Raw genomic sequence first — 17,299 nt, 5'->3', positions numbered from 1 at the left:
GCACGCGGTGCAGGCCGACACCCGCGCCGCGGGGCTGATGGTGATGGGCGGGTTTCACCCCACGCCCGACTACAGCGCCCCGGCAGGCACCGGCACCTTGGTCATGCTGGGCCCCGACCCGGCAGCATTCTGGCCCGCCTTCACCGCCAGCGCCGAATATGGCGACGGCGCCCCCGACCCGATGGATCGTTGGTCAGCCCGGGTGATCGGCGCCATCGCGGTCGCGCACGGCGCACAGGCGGTCTTTCCCTTCGGCGGACCGCCGTACCCGCCCTTCCTGGCCTGGGCCCGGCGCACCGGCCGCGCCTGGGACTCGCCGGTAGGGCTATTGGTGCACGACGAGGCGGGGCTGTTCGTGTCCTACCGTGGGGCGCTGGCGCTGCGCGCGCGGCTTGAGCTGCCGCCGCCCCCGGCCGCATCACCTTGTGAAAGCTGCACCGATCAACCCTGCCGCAGCGCCTGCCCGGTCGGCGCGCTGACGCCGGCCGGCTATGAGGTGCCTGCGTGTAAGGCCCATATCGCCACGCCCGAAGGCGCCGACTGCATGACGCGGGGATGCGCCGTGCGCCGGGCTTGCCCGGTCAGCAAGGCCCATGGCAGGCTCGACGCGCAATCGGCCTTTCACATGGCGGCTTTCCTATGACCCTGCGCCTCGTCCTCATGCGCCACGCCAAATCCGACTGGAGCAGCCCCGGCGGCGCCGATCGCGACCGCCCGCTCAACGCGCGCGGTGAACGGGCCGCGCGGGCCCTCGGCGATTGGCTGCGCGCGCACGGCTACCTGCCCGACCTGGTGCTGTGTTCCTCTGCGCGGCGCACGCGGCAGACGCTGGGGGGCCTTGCGCTTGATGCCGAGACGCGCCTTGATGATCGGCTCTACAACGCCGACCCCGCAACGCTGCTGTCGGTGATCCGTGCGGCGGGGCACGCTGGCTGCCTGATGGTCATTGCGCACAATCCGGGAATAGCGTGGCTGGCTGAACGTATGCTGGCAACGCCGCCCGCGCATCCGCGGTTCGGCGCCTACCCCACCGGCGCCACGCTCGTCGCCGATTTCGACGCCAGAGACTGGTCGCGCATCGAACCAGGCACCGGTCGCACGATAGATTTCATAGTGCCGCGCGACCTGACCGGCTGACAAGCCAAGGGCGGGTGGCCCCGTTTGCGAAAACCGCTCAGTGGCCCAGTATCTGGCTGAGGAACAGCTTGGTGCGCTCGCTTTGCGGGTTGTTGAAAAATTCCTCGGGTTCGTTCTGCTCGATGATCTGGCCCTGGTCCATGAAGATCACGCGGTTGGCGACCTGGCGCGCAAACCCCATCTCGTGGGTCACGCAGAGCATGGTCATGCCTTCCTCGGCCAGTTCCACCATGGTGTCGAGCACTTCCTTGATCATCTCAGGGTCAAGCGCCGAGGTCGGTTCGTCGAACAGCATGATGCGCGGCTTCATGCACAGGCTGCGCGCGATGGCGACGCGCTGCTGCTGGCCGCCCGACAACTGGCCGGGGTACTTGTCGGCCTGTTCGGGTATCTTGACCTTTTCGAGGAAATGCATCGCCGTTTCCTCGGCCTCGCGCTTGGGCGTCTTGCGCACCCAGATCGGCGCCAGGGTGCAGTTCTCCAGGATCGTCAGATGCGGGAACAGGTTGAAGTGCTGGAACACCATGCCAACCTCGGAGCGGATCTTGTCGATGTTCTTGAGATCCGAGGACAGCACGGTGCCGTCCACTTCGATGCGGCCCTTCTGGTGCTCTTCCAGCGCGTTGAGGCAGCGGATAAGCGTCGACTTGCCCGACCCCGACGGCCCGGCGATGACGATCCGTTCGCCGCGATACACGGTCAGGTCGATGTCGCGCAGGACGTGGAACGCCCCGAACCACTTGTTCATGTTCTGGATCGAGATCGCCACCTCGTCCGAGATGATCATGCTTGCCGGGTTGACGTCTTTCAGGGCCTCGGCCATGGCGGTTCTCCTTACTGGTTTTCCCGGGTCAGTTGGCGTTCCAGCCACTGGGAATATTGTGAAATACCGTAGCAGGTGACGAAGAACAGCAGCGCGGCAAAGCCGAACAGTTCCCAGTAGACGCCGTTCCATTCCGCCGCGCTCAGGATCGGGCCGCGGATCATGCCGACCAGGTCGAACATCGAGATCACCGACACCAGCGTGGTGTCCTTGAACAGCCCCACCGAGACGTTGACGATGCCGGGAATCGAGATTTTCAGCGCCTGCGGCAGGATGATGAGCTGCATCGACTGCGCATAGTCCAGGCCAAGGCTGTCGGCGGCCTCGTATTGCCCTTTGGGCAGCGCCGCCAGTCCGCCGCGGATCACCTCGGCGATATAGGCCGATGCGAACATGGTGATCATGATGATCACCCGCAGGATCAGGTCGAGGTTGCTTTCCGGTGGCAGGAAATAGGCCAGCACGACGTTGGCCACGAACAGCAGCGTGATGAGCGGCACGCCGCGGATGAATTCGATGAACACCACCGAAATCCACTTGATGATCGGCATGTGCGATTGCCGCCCCAGCGCCAACAGGATGCCGAAGGGCAGCGATAGCGATACGCAGATCACGCCCAGCATCAGGTTCAGCATGAAGCCGCCCATATCGCGCGACTTCACCGGCTCCAGAGCCAGGACGTTCGCCAGCGGTTCGGTCACATAGCCGCCGAAATACCACAACACCAGCGCCGCCGCGACGCCGCCGATCAACCCCATCGCCGCGCTCTGATAAACCAGCCGGATGTAGACGAGGTAACCCACCACGAAACCCAGCATCGCGAAGGCCGGCACCAGTATCGTGCCGCCCCAGATCAGGTAGAACGCCAGAAACGGATAGACCGCCGTCATCGCCAGCAGCTTGCGCGGAAACACCTTGGCAAACAGCAGCGGCGCCAGCGCCACGAACAACAGCGCAAGGGCCAACAGCGGCCGCCAGTACAGTTCGGGCGGGTACTTGAACCCGAACAGGAGCTGGTTCCAGCGCTCAGTCAGGACCGAGAAGCAGGCGCCGACGCTTCCGTCCAGCACCTCGCGGCAGGCGCTGAGGCTGGAGGTGGTCCAGACCCCGTTCAGCAGCCACGGCGCCACCGCCGTGACAAGTTGATAGAGCGCCCAGGCCGCCGCAAGGGTCAGGACGGTGTTGGCCGGCGACGAGAACAGGTTTTCGCGCAGCCATTTGAAAATACCCTGCTCCTGTATCGGCGGTGGCGCCTCGGGCAGGATCTCGGCGCGGACGAACGCCGTTTGGTGCCCCGTATCGGACATCTCAGCGCTCCTCCAGCTTCATGGCATTGTTGTAGATGTTCATGACCGCCGAGATCGCCAGCGAGATGATCAGGTAGAACAGCATCAGCATCAGCACCGTCTCGATCGCGCGGCCGGTCTGGTTGAGCGTGATCCCCCCCAGCGTGCCGGTGACGTCCATGTAACCCACGGCGATGGCCAGCGAACTGTTCTTGGTCAGGTTCAGGTATTGCGAGATGACCGGCGGGATGACGATGCGCAGCGCCTGCGGCAGGACGATCAGGCTCATGATCCGGCGCGGCCGCAGACCCAGCGACGCCGCGGCCTCGGTCTGGCCGCCCGAAACCGCCTGAATCCCGGCGCGGACGTTCTCGGCGATGAAGGCGCCGGTATAGACCGCAAGCGCCAGCCACAGTGCGATCAACGAGCCGCGTATCTGGATGCCGCCGTTGAAATTGAACCCGCCGAGCTCGGGGTATTCCAGCCCGATCGGCCGGCCCAGGATAAAGAAGATCGCCACCGTCGGCACGACCAGGATCAGCAGCGAGGGCCACCCCATCGGCAACAGCCGCCCGGTATCATAAAGCAGCTTTGTGGCATAGCGACGATAGGCGAGGGCGCCAATGACCGACGCGACGAAGGTCAGCCCCACCACCAGCGACCCCGCCTCCCAGATCGGTCGGGGCAAATAGACACCGCGGTTGGTGAAAGCCACCGCGTCGAACAGCATCGACGCCTCCGAGCCGGCCCCGCGAAAGGCGCGCGGCGAGGGCATCGCGGCGGTCATGATGGAAAAGATGATCAGGATCCAGATCAGCACCGGCACGTTACGGAACGCCTCGACATAGCCGGCCATCAGCTTGCGCACCAGCCAGTTGGGCGATAGCCGCAGAACCCCCGCGACGACGCCCAGAACGGTGGCGGTGATGCAGCCCAGGACGGCGACGAGGAGCGTGTTCAGCACCCCCACGATCGAGGCGCGCATGTGCGTCGACTGGTTGGTGTAGTGGATCAGGGTCTGGTTGATGTCATACCCGGCAGGCTCGCCGAGGAAACGAAACGAGATGTCCTGCCCCTGCTCTGCCAGGTTGCGCACCAGGTTCATGCCCAAGTAGGCCATGAACACGATAAGCAGCATCAGCGCAATGAACTGGAACGTGTAGGACCGATAGCGCGTGTCGTTGATCAGCATCGACAGCCGAAACGACTCTGCGGGAGGCTCGGTAAGCATCGCCATAGTCTGGTTTCCCTGTCTTCGGCCCAATGGTTTTTTCCAGCACGAATCGCGCTGCGGACCGTCTTATGGTTTTTTTCTGCGTGATTGGCTTTGCAGCGTCGGCAAAGGGGCGCACGCATTGCGCACGCCCCTTCCGGTTCATGTGGCTCAGCGGAACGGCGGAGCATAGAGCAGGCCGCCATCCGTCCATTGCGCGTTAAGACCGCGGTCCAGACCGATCGGCGTGCTTTCACCGATGTTCTTGGCAAAGATTTCGCCATAGTTGCCGCCGGCCATGATCGCGCGCTTGGCCCAGTCGGCGTCGAGGCCCAGCATTTCGCCCAGCGTGCCCTCGGTGCCCAGCATGCGGTTCACCTCGGGGCGGTTGGTGCCCTTGGCCAGTTCCTCGATATTGGCCGAAGTGATGCCCAGTTCCTCGGCGGCAACGAGCGCGTTCAGCGTCCAGCGCACGACGTCGCCCCACTCGTTGTCGCCGTGGCGCACAAGCGGGCCGAGCGGCTCTTTCGAGATGGTTTCGGGCAGGATGGCGTGATCCGACGGGGTTTCGAACGAGGCGCGCGTCGCGGCCAGGCCCGAACGGTCGGTGGTGTACACGTCACAGGCGCCGGCAAGGTACTGCTGTTGCGCTTCGGCGTTGGTCTCGATCGGCACCGGATCGTAGTCCATGTTGTTCTTGCGGAAGAAATCCGCAAGGTTCAACTCGGTCGTGGTGCCGGTCTGGATGCAGACGGTGGCGCCGTCCAGTTCCTTGGCCGAGCTGACGCCCAGCGCCTTGGGAATCATGAAGCCCTGGCCGTCATAGTAGTTGATGCCGGTGAATTCGAACTTCAGGTCCACGTCGCGCGTGAAGGTCCAGGTGGTGTTGCGCGCCAGCATGTCGATCTCGCCCGAGGCAAGCGCGGTGAAGCGGGTCTTGCCGGTGGTGGGAACGAATTCGACAGCGGTTGGGTCGCTGAGAACGGCCGCGGCGACGGCACGGCACACGGCCACGTCGAAGCCCTGCCATTCGCCGTTCGCGTCCGGCGCGGCAAAGCCGACCAGCCCGGTGGTCACACCACAGTTCAGCGTGCCGCGCGCCTTGACATCGTCAAGCGTGCCGGCAGCAGCGGCACCGGCGGCAAAGCCGGCGGCCGTCATTGCAGCGAAGAATACGGATTTTTTCATGTTTACCTCTTCCTGATTGCCCGCCCATTGGTCTGGCGGTTCATCCGGTCTGCACGACCGGGGACGATACTGTAAAGGGAACTCCCTTCAGCGACCCCAAGTTTGGGCGGCTTCATCACAATACGTCAAGTAATCGTTCACGCCTGGCGCTGCAAAAGCCGCGGCTAACCGCGATTTGCTCAATCGGTAGCGCGTGCCAGATCATGGAACGCCTTGGCGTGAAAGAACGCCGCGCGTTTGAGCGCCGCATCGCGCGCGGCATCGGCGTCCTGGCCCCATTGCTCTTCCTGCCAGAGGTGGTCGACGCGCGACGCATCCCAGATCGTGCCGACCGGCCGCAGTTCCTGCGTCGCCGCGAAGCCCAGGATCAGCGACCCCGACAGGCCCACCAGGTCGTGAAACGCGGTCAGTTCGAACGCGCTCATGGCGTGCACCCGCGCCCGCAGCGCCTGCAACGATGCCTCGGGCTGCGCAACGGGCATCACCCCGGCGACCGTGACCAACGGCGCGCCCAGCGCCTCGCGCGCCCAGTCCAGGTAAGGGGTCCAGACCTTGTCCTGCCTGTCGATCAGTTCTTTCGGTGCCGTCGCGCGATAACACAGAAGGTCGGTGCGCCCGAAATCGGCGACCATCTCGGCTACCTCGGCATGCTGCGTGGCCACCTTGTCGATGGCGGCGTTGGCCGAGCGGGTCATCGGCATGGTGGCTGGCTCGACCTTGTCTTCCTGTGCGTTCCATTCGCGCGCCACCGCCTCGGCCAGCGCACGCGTGGGCACCACCAGCGGCGCCTTGGCCGGTGTCCTGACCGGGCGCCCGTCGAGATGCACCTCGTGGCCCCCCGTTGCCGGGACGGGCTCGGCTTTCGTCCAGAAACGCCGCGCGGTCGATGTGCTCATGTCTGCGCTCCCCATATCCTGTCCAGAAGGCCCGGAAGTTCGCGGAAATCGTCCAACAGGTGATCGGCCCCGGTCAGCCGCGCGGGCCCGTGGTATCCCCACCCGACGCCGATCGCCCGCACCCCGGCGGCGCGCGCCATGTCCATGTCATAACTGGTATCGCCGATCATCACGGCGCTGTCGGGCGTAACGCCCGCCTCGTCCATCGCCGCGTGCAGCATTGCGGGGTGCGGCTTGGACGGGTGATGATCGGCCACCTGCACGGTGGTGAATACCCCATCCAGCCCGTGCCCGCCCAGCAGCGCGTCCAGGCCGCGGCGCGATTTGCCCGTGGCCACGCCTAGGATGTTCTCGGGCCGCCGCGACAACGCATCCAGCGTGGTGCGCGCGTGCGGGTAAAAGGGCGACGTTTGCGCAACATCGCCACCCGCGCGCAGGTCGGCATAGGCGCCCTTGTAGGCGCCCGCCAGTTCGGCATGGCCCGCAGCCCCCAGCCCCGGCGCCAGCCGGGCCATCGCCACGTCCAGCGACAGCCCCACGATGCCCAGCACCGTGTCACGCGGTGGCATCGGCAGATCGAGCGCGGCAAAAGCGGCGCTCATCGCCGCCAGGATGTCGACCTGGCTGTCGACCAGCGTGCCATCGACATCGAACACGATCAGGCGCAGCGGCGCGGTCATTGCGGCGCCTCGAAGGGGTCTTCGGGCACCTCGTCATCGCGCCACTGGAAGGTGTCCCAGGTGTGGCGCATGTGCGCGGGCAGCGCCGCCGTCAGCGTCACGGTGCGCCCGGTGACGGGATGTTCGAACCGCAGCAGCCGCGCGTGCAGGTGCAGCTTGCGGCTGATCTCGCCGCCCAGTTGCGCGCCCCAGCCCTCGCCCATGTTGTCCTGCCCCGAGCCGCCATACTTGCCGTCGCCGATGATCGGGTGGCCGATCTCGGCCATGTGGGCGCGCAATTGGTGGGTGCGCCCTGTCACCGGCACCAACGCCACCCATGCAGCGCGACTGGCCAGCGCCGACAGCACCGCGTAATCGGTCGCTGCGCGCTTGGCGCCCTCGGTGGCCGCCACCGCGTCGGGATGGACGCAATGCATCTTCTCGCCCTCGCCACGGGCGCCGTGACCCGGCGCCTTGACCAGCCCGAACTTGACCGTGCCCATACGCGGGCTGGGCACCCCGGCCACCGCCGCCCAGTATAGCTTGCGCGTGGCGCGGTGGCGGAACGCGGCGGTCAGGCCGCTGGCCACGCTGCGACTGCGCGCGAGCAGCAGCAGACCCGAGGTATCCTTGTCCAGCCGGTGCACGAGGCGCGGCTTTTCATCCAAACCAAAGCGCAGCGCCTCGGACAGCCCGTCGACATGGCGGGTCTGCTTGCTGCCGCCCTGCGTGGGCAGGCCCGGCGGCTTGTTGAGCGCGATGATATGGTCGTCGCGGTAGATCACGCAGTCGCGGATCATGCGTGCATCGGCCTCGGACACGCGGGCGTCGGATGGCGGCGGCGCGCGGCCGGCATCGGGCAGCGGCGGAATGCGCACGCTTTGCCCGGCTTGCAGCCGGGTGCTGGCCTTGACGCGCCCGCCATCGACGCGCAGATCGCCCTTGCGGCACATCTTTTCGATCGCGCCCTGTTGCAGGTGCGGGAACATGCGCCGCAACCAACGATCAAGTCGCTGATCGGCGTCCTCGGGCGCCACCGGGATGGTTTGTACGCGGCTCATTGAAACACACCGCGCAGCACCAGCATCGCCAACACCATCGCCCCCAGCGACATCAGCACCGAGCCGATCGCGTAGAACAGCGCCAGGTTGATCTGACCGCGTTCGATCAGCGTCATCACGTCCAGAGAAAACGCCGAGAAGGTCGTGAACCCGCCCAGCAGCCCGGTCATCAGGAACGGCGCAAGGCGCATCGCGTCCTTGTGCGCCAGCACCACCAACAGAACCCCCATCAGGAAAGAGCCCAGCACGTTGACCGCCAGCGTGCCCCAGGGAAAGCCGGGGCCAATGAGGCGCATCACGCCGACATTGCTCAGATAGCGGGCCGAAGCCCCGATGGCGCCGCCCAGCGCGACTTGGATAAGGCTTGCAATCATGCCGCGTCTGTGGCGGCGGGGGCGTCCATTGTCAAGCGGCCCGCCAGCTGGCAGGGGGATCAGGATCTGTCGTCTCGGCGCTTGGCGCGCAGGCCCACGAAGAAATCCAGCCGCTTTTTCAGTTCGCGCTCGAACCCGCGTTCGACCGGCTGGTAAAGTACCGGGCGTTTCATGTCCTCGGGAAAATAGTCCTGCCCGGAAAAGGCGCCCTCGGCATCGTGGTCATAGGCATAGCCGGCGCCGTAGCCCTCGTCCTTCATCAGTTTCGTGGGCGCGTTCAGGATATGCTTGGGCGGCGGGGTGCTGCCGGTCTTGCGCGCCAGCGCGCGCGCCGCCTTGTAAGCCATGTAGGCAGCATTCGACTTGGGCGCCAGCGCCAGGTAGGTCACCGCCTGCGCCAGCGCCAGTTCGCCTTCGGGGCTGCCGAGGCGTTCATAGGTCTGCCAGGCATCGAGGCATTGCGCCTGCGCGTGGGGGTCGGCCAGGCCGATATCCTCGATTGCCATGCGCGTGATCCGGCGGGCCAGGTAACGCGGGTCTTCGCCGCCCTCCAGCATCCGCGCCAGCCAGTAAAGCGCCGCGTCCGGGTCCGAGCCGCGCACCGACTTGTGTAGCGCCGAGATCAGGTTGTAATGCGCCTCGCCCGACTTGTCATACTGCGCCGCGCGCCGCATCAGCCGCGCCGACAGCGCCTCGGTATCGAGCGGCGCATCGGTCTTCCACGCCGCCACCTGCTCGATCAGGTTGAGCGCCGCGCGCCCATCGCCATCGGCCATTTCCAGCAGCGCCTCGCGCGCAGGGCCGGTCAGCGGCAGCGCCCGGCCGATCTCCGCCTCGGCCCGTTGCGCCAGACGCTCCAGGTCCGCCAGGCTCAGCCGTTCGAGCACCAGCACCTGCGCGCGGCTCATGAGCGCGGCATTCAACTCGAAGCTGGGGTTCTCGGTGGTGGCGCCCACCAACAGGATGGTGCCGTCCTCCATGTGCGGCAGAAAGGCGTCCTGCTGGGCCTTGTTGAAACGGTGTATCTCGTCCACGAACAGCAGCGTGCCCTGCCCGTTGGCGCGGCGGTGCTTGGCCTCTTCGAACACCTTGCGCAGTTCCGGCACGCCGGTGAATATGGCGCTGATCTGTACGAAATGCAGGTCTGTTTCGTCCGCCAGCAGCCGCGCGATGGTGGTCTTGCCCGTCCCCGGCGGCCCCCAGAGAATGAGTGATCCGAGACTTCCCGACGCCAGCATCACCCCCAGCGGCGCATCGGGGCCGATCACCTGCTGCTGGCCGATCACCTGAGCCATGGTGCGCGGGCGCATGCGGTCGGCCAGCGGATGCGGGGCGGTGTCGGCCTGCGCGGCGTGGGCGTCATCGGCCCCGGTATCGAACAGGTCGGCCATGGCCTAAAGCCTGAACCGGGTGACGAAGCGTTCGGCGCCGCGCTGAACGGTGATGGCGACCATGTTCATGCGCTGGCGCAGGGCGCGGGCGGCCTCGGCGCTCGTCGTGACCGGAGCATCGTTGACCTTTTCGATCACGTCGCCGACGCGCAGCCCGACGCGGGCGCCGAAACGGCCCGGTTCCTCGACCAGCGCGCCCTGCGCGCTCAGCGGCAGGCCGTATTCCCCGATCACGGCGGGGTTGACGGTACTCAGCACGAGGCCCGGCAGGGCGCTGGCCCGGCCCAGGGTGCGGGTGTCGCGCGGCGGGGTTTCGGGCGCGGCGATCAGCGGAACGTCGACACGGGCGGTGCGACCCTGCCGAAAACTGCGAATCGTGGCGGTGTCGCCGATCCCGGTGACCGACAGGCGAAACAGCATCTCGGCGGGGGTGTTCACCGGCTCGCCGTCAACCGTCAGGATCACATCGCCCGCCTCGAACCCGGCCTCGCGAAACGGGCTCTGCGCGTGCAACTGCGAGATCAGCATGCCGCCGGGCCGGTCCAGCCCCAGCGACGCGGCGATGTCGGCATCGACAGGCTGCCCGCTCATCCCCGCCCAGGGGCGCTGGAAGCTGTCATTGCCGGCCCGTGCCTGGACCACGAATTGCTTTACGAGGTTGGCCGGAATGGCGAACCCGATCCCGTTGGAGCCGCCCGAGCGGGTCAGGATCGAGGTGTTGATCCCGATCAGCCGCCCGGCGGTGTCGATCAATGCACCGCCCGAATTGCCGGGGTTGATCGGCGCGTCGGTCTGAATGAAATAGCCGCGTGCGCTGCCCGTCGCGGTGCCCGACCGCGCCAGCCCGGATATGATACCGCTGCTGACGGTCTGACCCACCCCGAACGGGTTGCCGATCGCCAGCGCCAGTTCACCCACCTCGACGCCGTCGCTGTCGCGCAGCCTGAGGAACGGCATGTCGCTGGCGCCCTCCAGCTTGAGCACCGCAAGATCGCTTTCCTCGTCGGCCAGCAGTACCCGCGCGTCGAATTCACGCCGATCATTGAGCACCACGCGGATATCGGTGGCCTGTCCGACGACATGGTAGTTCGAGACCACGATGCCGTCGGCCGACAGGATCACGCCCGATCCCAGCGAGTTTTGCACCCGCGGCCGGGTGGTGCCGAAATTGCGAAACAGCCCCTCGAAGAACGGGTCGTTCATGAACGGGCTGGTGCGCTCGGCGACAACGCGCCGGGCGTAGATGTTGACCACCGCCGGCGTCGCCTGCTTGACCAGCGGCACGAAGCTCAACTGCACCTCGGCGCGGCTCTGCGGCACACGGGTCTCGGCCGGGGCCACCAGCGGCACCAGCCCCAAGCACAACAGCACGATCAGGAAACGGACCATCGCATACCTCCGTCTTTGGCGAAGATATGCGGCCCCGGTCGGGGGATTGCAAGGCGCGGAGGCGCCATTGAAAAGACCCCCGCCGCGAAGACGGGGGCCTGTTGCATGCGCAAATGTGGCGCGATCACGCGTCGGCGTCTTCCTCGGCGGCGACGCGTTCCTTGTCGGCCTTGCCCTTGGCGTCGGGGTCGCGGTCGACCAGTTCGATGATCGCCATCGGTGCCATGTCGCCATAGCGGAACCCGGCCTTGAGGATGCGCACATACCCGCCCTGGCGGTCCTTGTAGCGCGCGCCCAGCACGTCGAACAGCTTGGCGACATGCGCGTCCTGCTTGAGCTGCGCGGCCGCCTGGCGACGTGCGTGCAGGTCACCGCGCTTTGCCAGCGTGATCAACTTTTCCACGATCGGGCGCAGTTCCTTGGCCTTGGGCAGGGTGGTCTTGATCTGCTCGTGTTCGACGAGCGAGCCGGCCATGTTCGCCCACAGCGCCTTGCGGTGCTCGTGGGTGCGATTCAGGCGGCGGTATCCTCTTGCGTGACGCATTTTCTTGTCTCCGGTTTCGGCCCTCTACGGGCGGTTTTGCTTTGTCCGGTTGCCGATGCGTGTCAGCAACTCTCCTTGGGGCGCGTGCGGCCCGGGTGGTGTGAAGACGCCTCAGAAGGCGTCTTCGAATTTCTTGGCCAGTTCCTCGATGTTGTCGGGCGGCCAGTCCTCGACATCCATACCCAGGTGCAAGCCCATGCCGCTGAGGACTTCCTTGATCTCGTTGAGCGACTTGCGGCCGAAGTTCGGCGTGCGCAGCATCTCGGCCTCGGTCTTCTGGATCAGGTCACCGATATAGACGATGTTGTCGTTCTTCAGGCAGTTGGCCGACCGCACGGAAAGCTCCAGTTCGTCCACCTTCTTGAGCAACAGCGGGTTGAACTCCAACCCGTCGTCCTCGTCCTGGCGGCTGGCGGCTTCGGGTTCGTCGAAGTTGACGAAGATCGAAAGCTGGTCCTGCAGGATGCGCGCGGCGAACGCCACCGCGTCATCGGGCGTGATCGAACCGTCGGTATCGACCTTGAGCATCAGCTTGTCGTAATCCAGCACCTGCCCCTCGCGGGTAGGCTGCACATCGTAGCTGACCTTGCGCACCGGCGAATAAATCGCGTCGATCGGGATCAGCCCGATCGGCGCATCCTCGGGCTTGTTCTTGTCGGCGGGGACATAGCCCTTGCCGGTGTTGACCGTCAGTTCCATGTACAGGTCCGCCCCCTCGTCGAGGTGGCAGATGACATGCTCGGGGTTGAGTATCTCGATCCCGGCGCTGTCGCTGATGTCGGCCGCGGTCACGGCGCCCGGCCCCTTGGCGTTGATCGACAGGCGCTTGGGGCCCTCGACCTCCATGCGCAGGGCGACGCCCTTGAGGTTGAGAACGATGTCGGTGACGTCCTCGCGCACGCCGGCGACGCTGGAAAACTCGTGCAGGACGTTGTCCATCTGCAACGAGGTGATCGCGGCGCCTTGCAGCGACGACATGAGTATCCGACGCAGCGCGTTGCCCAACGTCAGGCCGAAGCCGCGCTCAAGCGGTTCGGCCACTACGGTGGCCTGGCGCTGCGGATCGCTGCCCGGCTGCACCTCAAGCTGGCCCGGCTTGATCAATTCAGCCCAATTTTTGTGGATCATGCGTCCCTCCATTCCTGTTCTGTCCCCATGTCCAAAGGCCAGAACGCCCGAGGTTTGATAATGACGGAAGGGGGCCGCACCTGTCGCGCGGCCCCCTTTCAAGAAAATCCTGTCAGACCCGGCGACGTTTCGGCGGGCGGCAGCCGTTGTGCGCGATCGGCGTGACGTCGCGGATCGAGGTGATGTTGAAGCCTACGGCAGCCAGCGCGCGCAGTGCCGATTCGCGGCCCGAGCCGGGGCCCTGAACCTCGACTTCGAGGGTGCGCATACCGTGGTCCTGCGCCTTGCGGCCGGCATCCTCGGCAGCCAGCTGCGCGGCATAGGGCGTCGACTTGCGCGACCCCTTGAAACCCATGGTGCCGGCAGACGACCACGCGATCGCGTTGCCCTGCACATCCGAGATCAGGATCTTGGTGTTGTTGAACGACGAATTCACATGCGCCACGCCGGTGGCGATGTTCTTGGAGACCTTTTTCTTGGCCCCGCGGCGGGTATCCCGTGCCATTGACTGCGTCCTCCCTTACTTCTTCTTGCCGGCAATGGCCTTCGCGGGGCCCTTGCGCGTGCGTGCGTTGGTATGGGTGCGCTGGCCGCGCACGGGGAGGTTGCGGCGATGGCGCAGGCCGCGGTAGCAGCCCAGGTCCATCAGGCGCTTGATGTTCATCTGCGTCTCTCGGCGCAGGTCGCCTTCGACGGTGAAGTTGCTGTCGATGTGTTCGCGGATCGACATGACCTCGGCATCCGACAACTCGTTGACGCGCCGCGACTGGTCGATGCTGAGCGCGTCGCAGATCGTGCTGGCCGACGAAGGGCCGATTCCGGTGATATAGGTCAGTGCGATGGGAACCCGTTTGTGGGTCGGGATGTTTACGCCGGCGATACGTGCCACGTCATACGTTCCTTTCGTTGCGGTTCCGTAGCTCCAGAACCTTTTTTCACAACGGTGACCCGCCGGCATCGTGCCTGCGGGCCGCAGCTGATAGAGGTAATATGATCCCTGCCGGATACACGCGCGCGAGACGGCAGAATCAAATCGCGATACAGATTGCGGTGCCTATGACCAAACGGCGGTGACGTCAAGCCCCGCCCTGCCCTAATCCTCGGGGCACGGCATTCGCGCCCGCGGGCGCGCTGGCTCAGGCGTCCAGAACCGCCGCGATGGCCGCCCTGACGTCGTCGATATCGGCCAGGCCATCGACGGTGTGCAGCTTGCCCTTCGCGTAGTAGTATCCGATCAGCGGCGAGGTCTTCTTGTAGTATTCCATCAACCGCTGGCGCAGGCTGTCTTCGTTGTCGTCGGCGCGGCGCTTCATCTCGGTGCCCCCGCAGGAGTCGCACACGCCGTCGACGGCAGGGCGCTTGGTGACGTCGTGATAAACCTCACCGCAGTTGGCGCAGGTATAGCGCCCGGTGATCCGCTCGACCAGCGCCTCGTCGTCGACCTGCATCTCGATTACCGCATCCAGCGACTGGCCTGTGCTTTGCAGCAGCTCGGCCAGCGCGTCGGCCTGGGCCAGCGTGCGCGGGAACCCGTCGAAGATGAAGCCGCCCTTGCTGTCGCCTTCCAGCTTTTCGCGGATCAGCCCGATGACGATTTCGTCGGTCACCAGGTCACCGCGCGCCATCACCTCGGCCACCTTGCGACCCATCTCGGTGCCACTGTCCTTGGCCTCGCGCAGCATGTCGCCGGTGCTTAGCTGGATCATGTCGCGCGTCTCGACCAGGTGGCGCGCCTGGGTGCCCTTGCCGGCCCCCGGGGGGCCCAGAAGAATGATGTTCATTTGCGTCCTGTCCCTTTTTTGCCGCCCTTGCCGCGCTTGCGCGATTTGCCGCGCAGCTGGGATTTCTCGATCAGGCCCTCGTATTGATGCGCCAAGAGATGGCTTTGCACCTGCTGGACGGTGTCCATGGCCACCGAGACCACGATCAGAACCGAGGTGCCGCCGAAATAGAACGGAATCGCAAACTGGCTGCGCAGGATTTCAGGCAGCAGCATCACCGCCACCAGATAGCCCGAGCCCAGCACCAGCACGCGGTTGACGACGTATTCCAGGTATTCGGCGGTTTTCTTGCCCGGCCGAATGCCGGGAACAAACCCGTTCTGGTTCTTCAGGTTGTCAGCCACATCTTCGGGCTTGAACGACACGTTGAAGGTATAGAAATACGCAAAGAACACGATCATCAACACGAAGAACAGCAGGTAGAGCGGCTGCCCAGGCCCGAAATAGGCCAATATCGTGGACATCACCGGCCCGGTCTGATTGCCCGAGAAGGTGCTGACCGTCGTCGGCAGCAGCAGAAGCGAGCTGGCAAAGATCGCCGGGATCACGCCCGCCGGGTTGACCTTGACGGGCAGGTGCGACGAGCCGCCATCATAGACCTTCATCCCCACCTGCCGGCGCGGATACTGGATATGGATCTTGCGCAAAGCGCGTTCCATGAACACCACGAAGGCAATCACGGCGACCACCATCACCAGCACGCCGACGATCACCGCGGGGCTGATCGCACCCGACCGCCCCTGGCTGAGGAACTGCGCCAGTGCCGCGGGGATCTCGGCCACGATGCCGACGAAGATGATCAGCGAGATGCCGTTGCCGATGCCGCGGGCGGTGATCTGTTCGCCCAGCCACATCAGGAACATCGTGCCGCCCACCAGCGTGATGACCGTCGAGGCCTGGAAATAAAGCCCCGGCTCGGTGGCCAGATCGCCCGCCTCCAGGCTGCGCGCCAGCCCGTAAGCCTGCAACGTGGCCAGGAACACGGTGCCGTAGCGGGTGTACTGGTTTATCTTCTTGCGGCCCTGTTCGCCCTCTTTCTTGATCTGTTCGAGCCGCGGCACCATCGACGCCAGCAACTGGATGATGATCGAAGCCGAGATATAGGGCATGATCCCCAGCGCGAAGATCCCCATGCGGCCAAGCGCGCCGCCGGTGAACATCGACAGGATACCGCCCAGGCCCGCGGCCGCGCCCTCCATGAAGTCGCGCAGCGCTTCGCCTTCGATCCCCGGAACCGGGATGAAGGTGCCAAGCCGATAAACAATCAGCAGGCCAAGGGTGAACAGGATACGGTTGCGCAGATCGGTCGCCTTGGCCAACGCGCCCCAACTGGTGTTCGCCGCCATTTGTTCTGCTGCAGATGCCATGCGGGTCTCTTTCAAGTGACAACGCCGCCCAGAGCGGTTTTCCGGCTCAGGCGGCGTTCATGGAAAACTGCGGGTACTTGTAAGCGGCGCGGGCGCCGCTCACAACCCGATTCATTCAGCCGCGGGCCGCGCTGCAACCTTGAGAGCGCCACCGGCCTTTTCGACCGCCTCGACCGCCGCGCGCGACGCGCCGGTCACTTCCAGCGTGACCTTGGTCGTCAGATCGCCCTTGGCCAGTACGCGCACGCCGTCGAGCTTGCGTCGCACCAGGCCCGAGGCCACGAGCACATCCTCGGTGATCGGCTGACCGGCGTCGATCTTGCCGGCGTCGAGGAATTTCTGGATGAGACCGAGATTGACCACAGCGTATGATTTGCGGTTGGGCTTGTTGAAGCCGCGTTTGGGCAGGCGCTGGTAGAGCGGCATCTGCCCGCCCTCGTAGCCATTGATGGCCACGCCCGAGCGCGCCTTTTGCCCCTTGATGCCACGGCCGCCCATCTTGCCCTTGCCCGAGCCGGGGCCGCGCGCCACGCGCTTGCGCCGATGCGCCGCGCCGTCGTTGTCACGAAGTTCGTTGAGTTTCATGTCGCTTCTCCTTGTGCCGGATACGGCCCCCAGCGACGGGAGCGGCCGACCACGGCGTCGTTTCAGGTTGAGTCGGGCCAGGAAGGCCACAGCGGCGCGTATAGAAGCCGCGCGCCGCGAATGCAAGGGCGCTGTCCGGGCGGGCACGCCGCCCCGGAAAAATGGGGGCGCACGCCATGATCGCCTCGCTCACGCGTCTGGTTTCGCGCGTCGCGCAAGCGCCCAAAACGCAACGGTCGCAACCATCGCCCAGACCACGGTGCGCAGCAGCATGGCCAGGACCGTCCGCATCTCGTAGCCGCCGCCTTGCAGAACGTGAAGCCCCAGCAGCAACAGGACCACGAGTGACCCGGCAAATATCGCGGCGGCCAGCCAGGCCGCCCAATATTTCCGAAGCCACAAGCCCAGGCCCGCCACCACATAGGCAAAGCCCGCGACGAAGTTGAATACCAGCACGAACGGCACGACCTGCCCCAT

At 65.6% G+C, this 17,299-nt stretch carries 19 protein-coding genes and 1 pseudogene; 2 read left to right on the top strand and 18 right to left on the bottom strand.

The window, feature by feature from the left end; genetic code table 11:
- Positions 1–37 precede the first annotated feature (37 nt).
- On the top strand, positions 38–643 hold the full coding sequence (locus Q0L89_RS08635; RefSeq protein ID WP_296763898.1) for a ferredoxin: 606 nt from the start codon (positions 38–40) through the stop codon (positions 641–643).
- The gene (locus Q0L89_RS08630) at positions 640–1,137 is read left to right on the top strand and encodes a histidine phosphatase family protein (RefSeq protein WP_296763859.1); all 498 of its coding nucleotides are present in this window, start codon (positions 640–642) and stop codon (positions 1,135–1,137) included. The genes Q0L89_RS08635 and Q0L89_RS08630 overlap by 4 nt, the downstream gene beginning before the upstream one ends.
- 37 nt (positions 1,138–1,174) lie before the next feature.
- Here Q0L89_RS08630 and Q0L89_RS08625 read toward each other — a convergent pair whose 3' ends face one another.
- The 18 genes and pseudogenes from Q0L89_RS08625 to Q0L89_RS08540 all read right to left on the bottom strand — a co-directional run.
- The gene (locus tag Q0L89_RS08625) at positions 1,175–1,960 is read right to left on the bottom strand and encodes an amino acid ABC transporter ATP-binding protein (RefSeq protein ID WP_296763856.1); all 786 of its coding nucleotides are present in this window, start codon (positions 1,958–1,960) and stop codon (positions 1,175–1,177) included.
- An 11-nt stretch (positions 1,961–1,971) separates the two neighbouring features.
- Positions 1,972–3,267: an amino acid ABC transporter permease gene (locus Q0L89_RS08620; protein ID WP_296763854.1), complete on the bottom strand. Its 1,296-nt coding sequence runs from the start codon at positions 3,265–3,267 to the stop codon at positions 1,972–1,974.
- Position 3,268: 1 nt separating this feature from the next.
- The gene (locus Q0L89_RS08615; protein ID WP_296763851.1) at positions 3,269–4,483 is read right to left on the bottom strand and encodes an ABC transporter permease subunit; all 1,215 of its coding nucleotides are present in this window, start codon (positions 4,481–4,483) and stop codon (positions 3,269–3,271) included.
- Positions 4,484–4,630: 147 nt separating this feature from the next.
- Positions 4,631–5,647 carry an amino acid ABC transporter substrate-binding protein gene (locus Q0L89_RS08610; protein ID WP_296763850.1) on the bottom strand — a complete coding sequence of 339 codons (1,017 nt, stop codon included), beginning with the start codon at positions 5,645–5,647 and terminating at the stop codon, positions 4,631–4,633.
- A gap of 179 nt (positions 5,648–5,826) precedes the next feature.
- The gene (locus tag Q0L89_RS08605; protein ID WP_296763848.1) at positions 5,827–6,543 is read right to left on the bottom strand and encodes an ATP12 family chaperone protein; all 717 of its coding nucleotides are present in this window, start codon (positions 6,541–6,543) and stop codon (positions 5,827–5,829) included.
- A complete protein-coding gene (locus Q0L89_RS08600; protein WP_296763846.1) occupies positions 6,540–7,223 on the bottom strand; it encodes an HAD-IA family hydrolase in 684 nt (227 codons plus the stop codon). Before Q0L89_RS08600 ends, Q0L89_RS08605 begins: the two co-directional genes overlap by 4 nt.
- Positions 7,220–8,263: an RluA family pseudouridine synthase gene (locus Q0L89_RS08595; RefSeq protein WP_296763845.1), complete on the bottom strand. Its 1,044-nt coding sequence runs from the start codon at positions 8,261–8,263 to the stop codon at positions 7,220–7,222. Before Q0L89_RS08595 ends, Q0L89_RS08600 begins: the two co-directional genes overlap by 4 nt.
- Positions 8,260–8,637 carry a fluoride efflux transporter CrcB gene (crcB, locus tag Q0L89_RS08590; RefSeq protein ID WP_296763843.1) on the bottom strand — a complete coding sequence of 126 codons (378 nt, stop codon included), beginning with the start codon at positions 8,635–8,637 and terminating at the stop codon, positions 8,260–8,262. The genes Q0L89_RS08595 and crcB overlap by 4 nt, the downstream gene beginning before the upstream one ends.
- 59 nt (positions 8,638–8,696) lie before the next feature.
- Entirely contained in the window at positions 8,697–10,028 is a 1,332-nt protein-coding gene (locus tag Q0L89_RS08585) for a replication-associated recombination protein A (RefSeq protein ID WP_296763842.1), read from the bottom strand.
- Between the two features lie 3 nt (positions 10,029–10,031).
- Positions 10,032–11,417, bottom strand: coding sequence for a trypsin-like peptidase domain-containing protein (locus Q0L89_RS08580; protein WP_296763839.1), 1,386 nt, complete (start codon positions 11,415–11,417; stop codon positions 10,032–10,034).
- A gap of 124 nt (positions 11,418–11,541) precedes the next feature.
- The gene (gene rplQ, locus Q0L89_RS08575; RefSeq protein WP_296763838.1) at positions 11,542–11,961 is read right to left on the bottom strand and encodes a 50S ribosomal protein L17; all 420 of its coding nucleotides are present in this window, start codon (positions 11,959–11,961) and stop codon (positions 11,542–11,544) included.
- 111 nt (positions 11,962–12,072) lie between these two features.
- Positions 12,073–13,089 (bottom strand): DNA-directed RNA polymerase subunit alpha, encoded by a 1,017-nt coding sequence (locus Q0L89_RS08570; protein WP_296763836.1) that lies wholly within the window; start codon positions 13,087–13,089, stop codon positions 12,073–12,075.
- Between the two features lie 112 nt (positions 13,090–13,201).
- A complete protein-coding gene (gene rpsK, locus Q0L89_RS08565) occupies positions 13,202–13,594 on the bottom strand; it encodes a 30S ribosomal protein S11 (RefSeq protein WP_296763835.1) in 393 nt (130 codons plus the stop codon).
- Positions 13,595–13,609: 15 nt separating this feature from the next.
- Entirely contained in the window at positions 13,610–13,978 is a 369-nt protein-coding gene (rpsM, locus tag Q0L89_RS08560) for a 30S ribosomal protein S13 (RefSeq protein ID WP_296763833.1), read from the bottom strand.
- 247 nt (positions 13,979–14,225) lie between these two features.
- A complete protein-coding gene (locus Q0L89_RS08555) occupies positions 14,226–14,870 on the bottom strand; it encodes an adenylate kinase (RefSeq protein ID WP_296763832.1) in 645 nt (214 codons plus the stop codon).
- Positions 14,867–16,237, bottom strand: a complete 1,371-nt coding sequence (gene secY / locus Q0L89_RS08550; RefSeq protein ID WP_296763830.1) for a preprotein translocase subunit SecY — start codon at positions 16,235–16,237, stop codon at positions 14,867–14,869. The genes Q0L89_RS08555 and secY overlap by 4 nt, the downstream gene beginning before the upstream one ends.
- A 111-nt stretch (positions 16,238–16,348) precedes the next feature.
- A complete protein-coding gene (rplO, locus tag Q0L89_RS08545) occupies positions 16,349–16,822 on the bottom strand; it encodes a 50S ribosomal protein L15 (protein ID WP_296763829.1) in 474 nt (157 codons plus the stop codon).
- A 189-nt stretch (positions 16,823–17,011) separates the two neighbouring features.
- Positions 17,012–17,299, bottom strand: a pseudogene (locus tag Q0L89_RS08540) (hypothetical protein); the annotation flags it as partial.

The sequence above is a fragment of the Sediminimonas sp. genome, from assembly GCF_024637375.1.
Lineage (GTDB): Bacteria > Pseudomonadota > Alphaproteobacteria > Rhodobacterales > Rhodobacteraceae > Sediminimonas.
Note: the sequence above shows the minus strand (reverse complement) of the source record. Positions and strands in the feature narration are given on the sequence as shown.

Bases quoted from the DNA above. Each gene is read 5' to 3' on its own strand.
- Q0L89_RS08635 (WP_296763898.1), top strand. From the start codon at position 38: ATGGTGATGGGCGGGTTTCACCCCACGCCCGACTACAGCGCCCCGGCA.
- Q0L89_RS08630 (WP_296763859.1), top strand. From the start codon at position 640: ATGACCCTGCGCCTCGTCCTCATGCGCCACGCCAAATCCGACTGGAGC.
- Q0L89_RS08625 (WP_296763856.1), bottom strand. From the start codon at position 1,960: ATGGCCGAGGCCCTGAAAGACGTCAACCCGGCAAGCATGATCATCTCG.
- Q0L89_RS08620 (WP_296763854.1), bottom strand. From the start codon at position 3,267: ATGTCCGATACGGGGCACCAAACGGCGTTCGTCCGCGCCGAGATCCTG.
- Q0L89_RS08615 (WP_296763851.1), bottom strand. From the start codon at position 4,483: ATGGCGATGCTTACCGAGCCTCCCGCAGAGTCGTTTCGGCTGTCGATG.
- Q0L89_RS08610 (WP_296763850.1), bottom strand. From the start codon at position 5,647: ATGAAAAAATCCGTATTCTTCGCTGCAATGACGGCCGCCGGCTTTGCC.
- Q0L89_RS08605 (WP_296763848.1), bottom strand. From the start codon at position 6,543: ATGAGCACATCGACCGCGCGGCGTTTCTGGACGAAAGCCGAGCCCGTC.
- Q0L89_RS08600 (WP_296763846.1), bottom strand. From the start codon at position 7,223: ATGACCGCGCCGCTGCGCCTGATCGTGTTCGATGTCGATGGCACGCTG.
- Q0L89_RS08595 (WP_296763845.1), bottom strand. From the start codon at position 8,263: ATGAGCCGCGTACAAACCATCCCGGTGGCGCCCGAGGACGCCGATCAG.
- crcB (WP_296763843.1), bottom strand. From the start codon at position 8,637: ATGATTGCAAGCCTTATCCAAGTCGCGCTGGGCGGCGCCATCGGGGCT.
- Q0L89_RS08585 (WP_296763842.1), bottom strand. From the start codon at position 10,028: ATGGCCGACCTGTTCGATACCGGGGCCGATGACGCCCACGCCGCGCAG.
- Q0L89_RS08580 (WP_296763839.1), bottom strand. From the start codon at position 11,417: ATGGTCCGTTTCCTGATCGTGCTGTTGTGCTTGGGGCTGGTGCCGCTG.
- rplQ (WP_296763838.1), bottom strand. From the start codon at position 11,961: ATGCGTCACGCAAGAGGATACCGCCGCCTGAATCGCACCCACGAGCAC.
- Q0L89_RS08570 (WP_296763836.1), bottom strand. From the start codon at position 13,089: ATGATCCACAAAAATTGGGCTGAATTGATCAAGCCGGGCCAGCTTGAG.
- rpsK (WP_296763835.1), bottom strand. From the start codon at position 13,594: ATGGCACGGGATACCCGCCGCGGGGCCAAGAAAAAGGTCTCCAAGAAC.
- Q0L89_RS08555 (WP_296763832.1), bottom strand. From the start codon at position 14,870: ATGAACATCATTCTTCTGGGCCCCCCGGGGGCCGGCAAGGGCACCCAG.
- secY (WP_296763830.1), bottom strand. From the start codon at position 16,237: ATGGCATCTGCAGCAGAACAAATGGCGGCGAACACCAGTTGGGGCGCG.
- rplO (WP_296763829.1), bottom strand. From the start codon at position 16,822: ATGAAACTCAACGAACTTCGTGACAACGACGGCGCGGCGCATCGGCGC.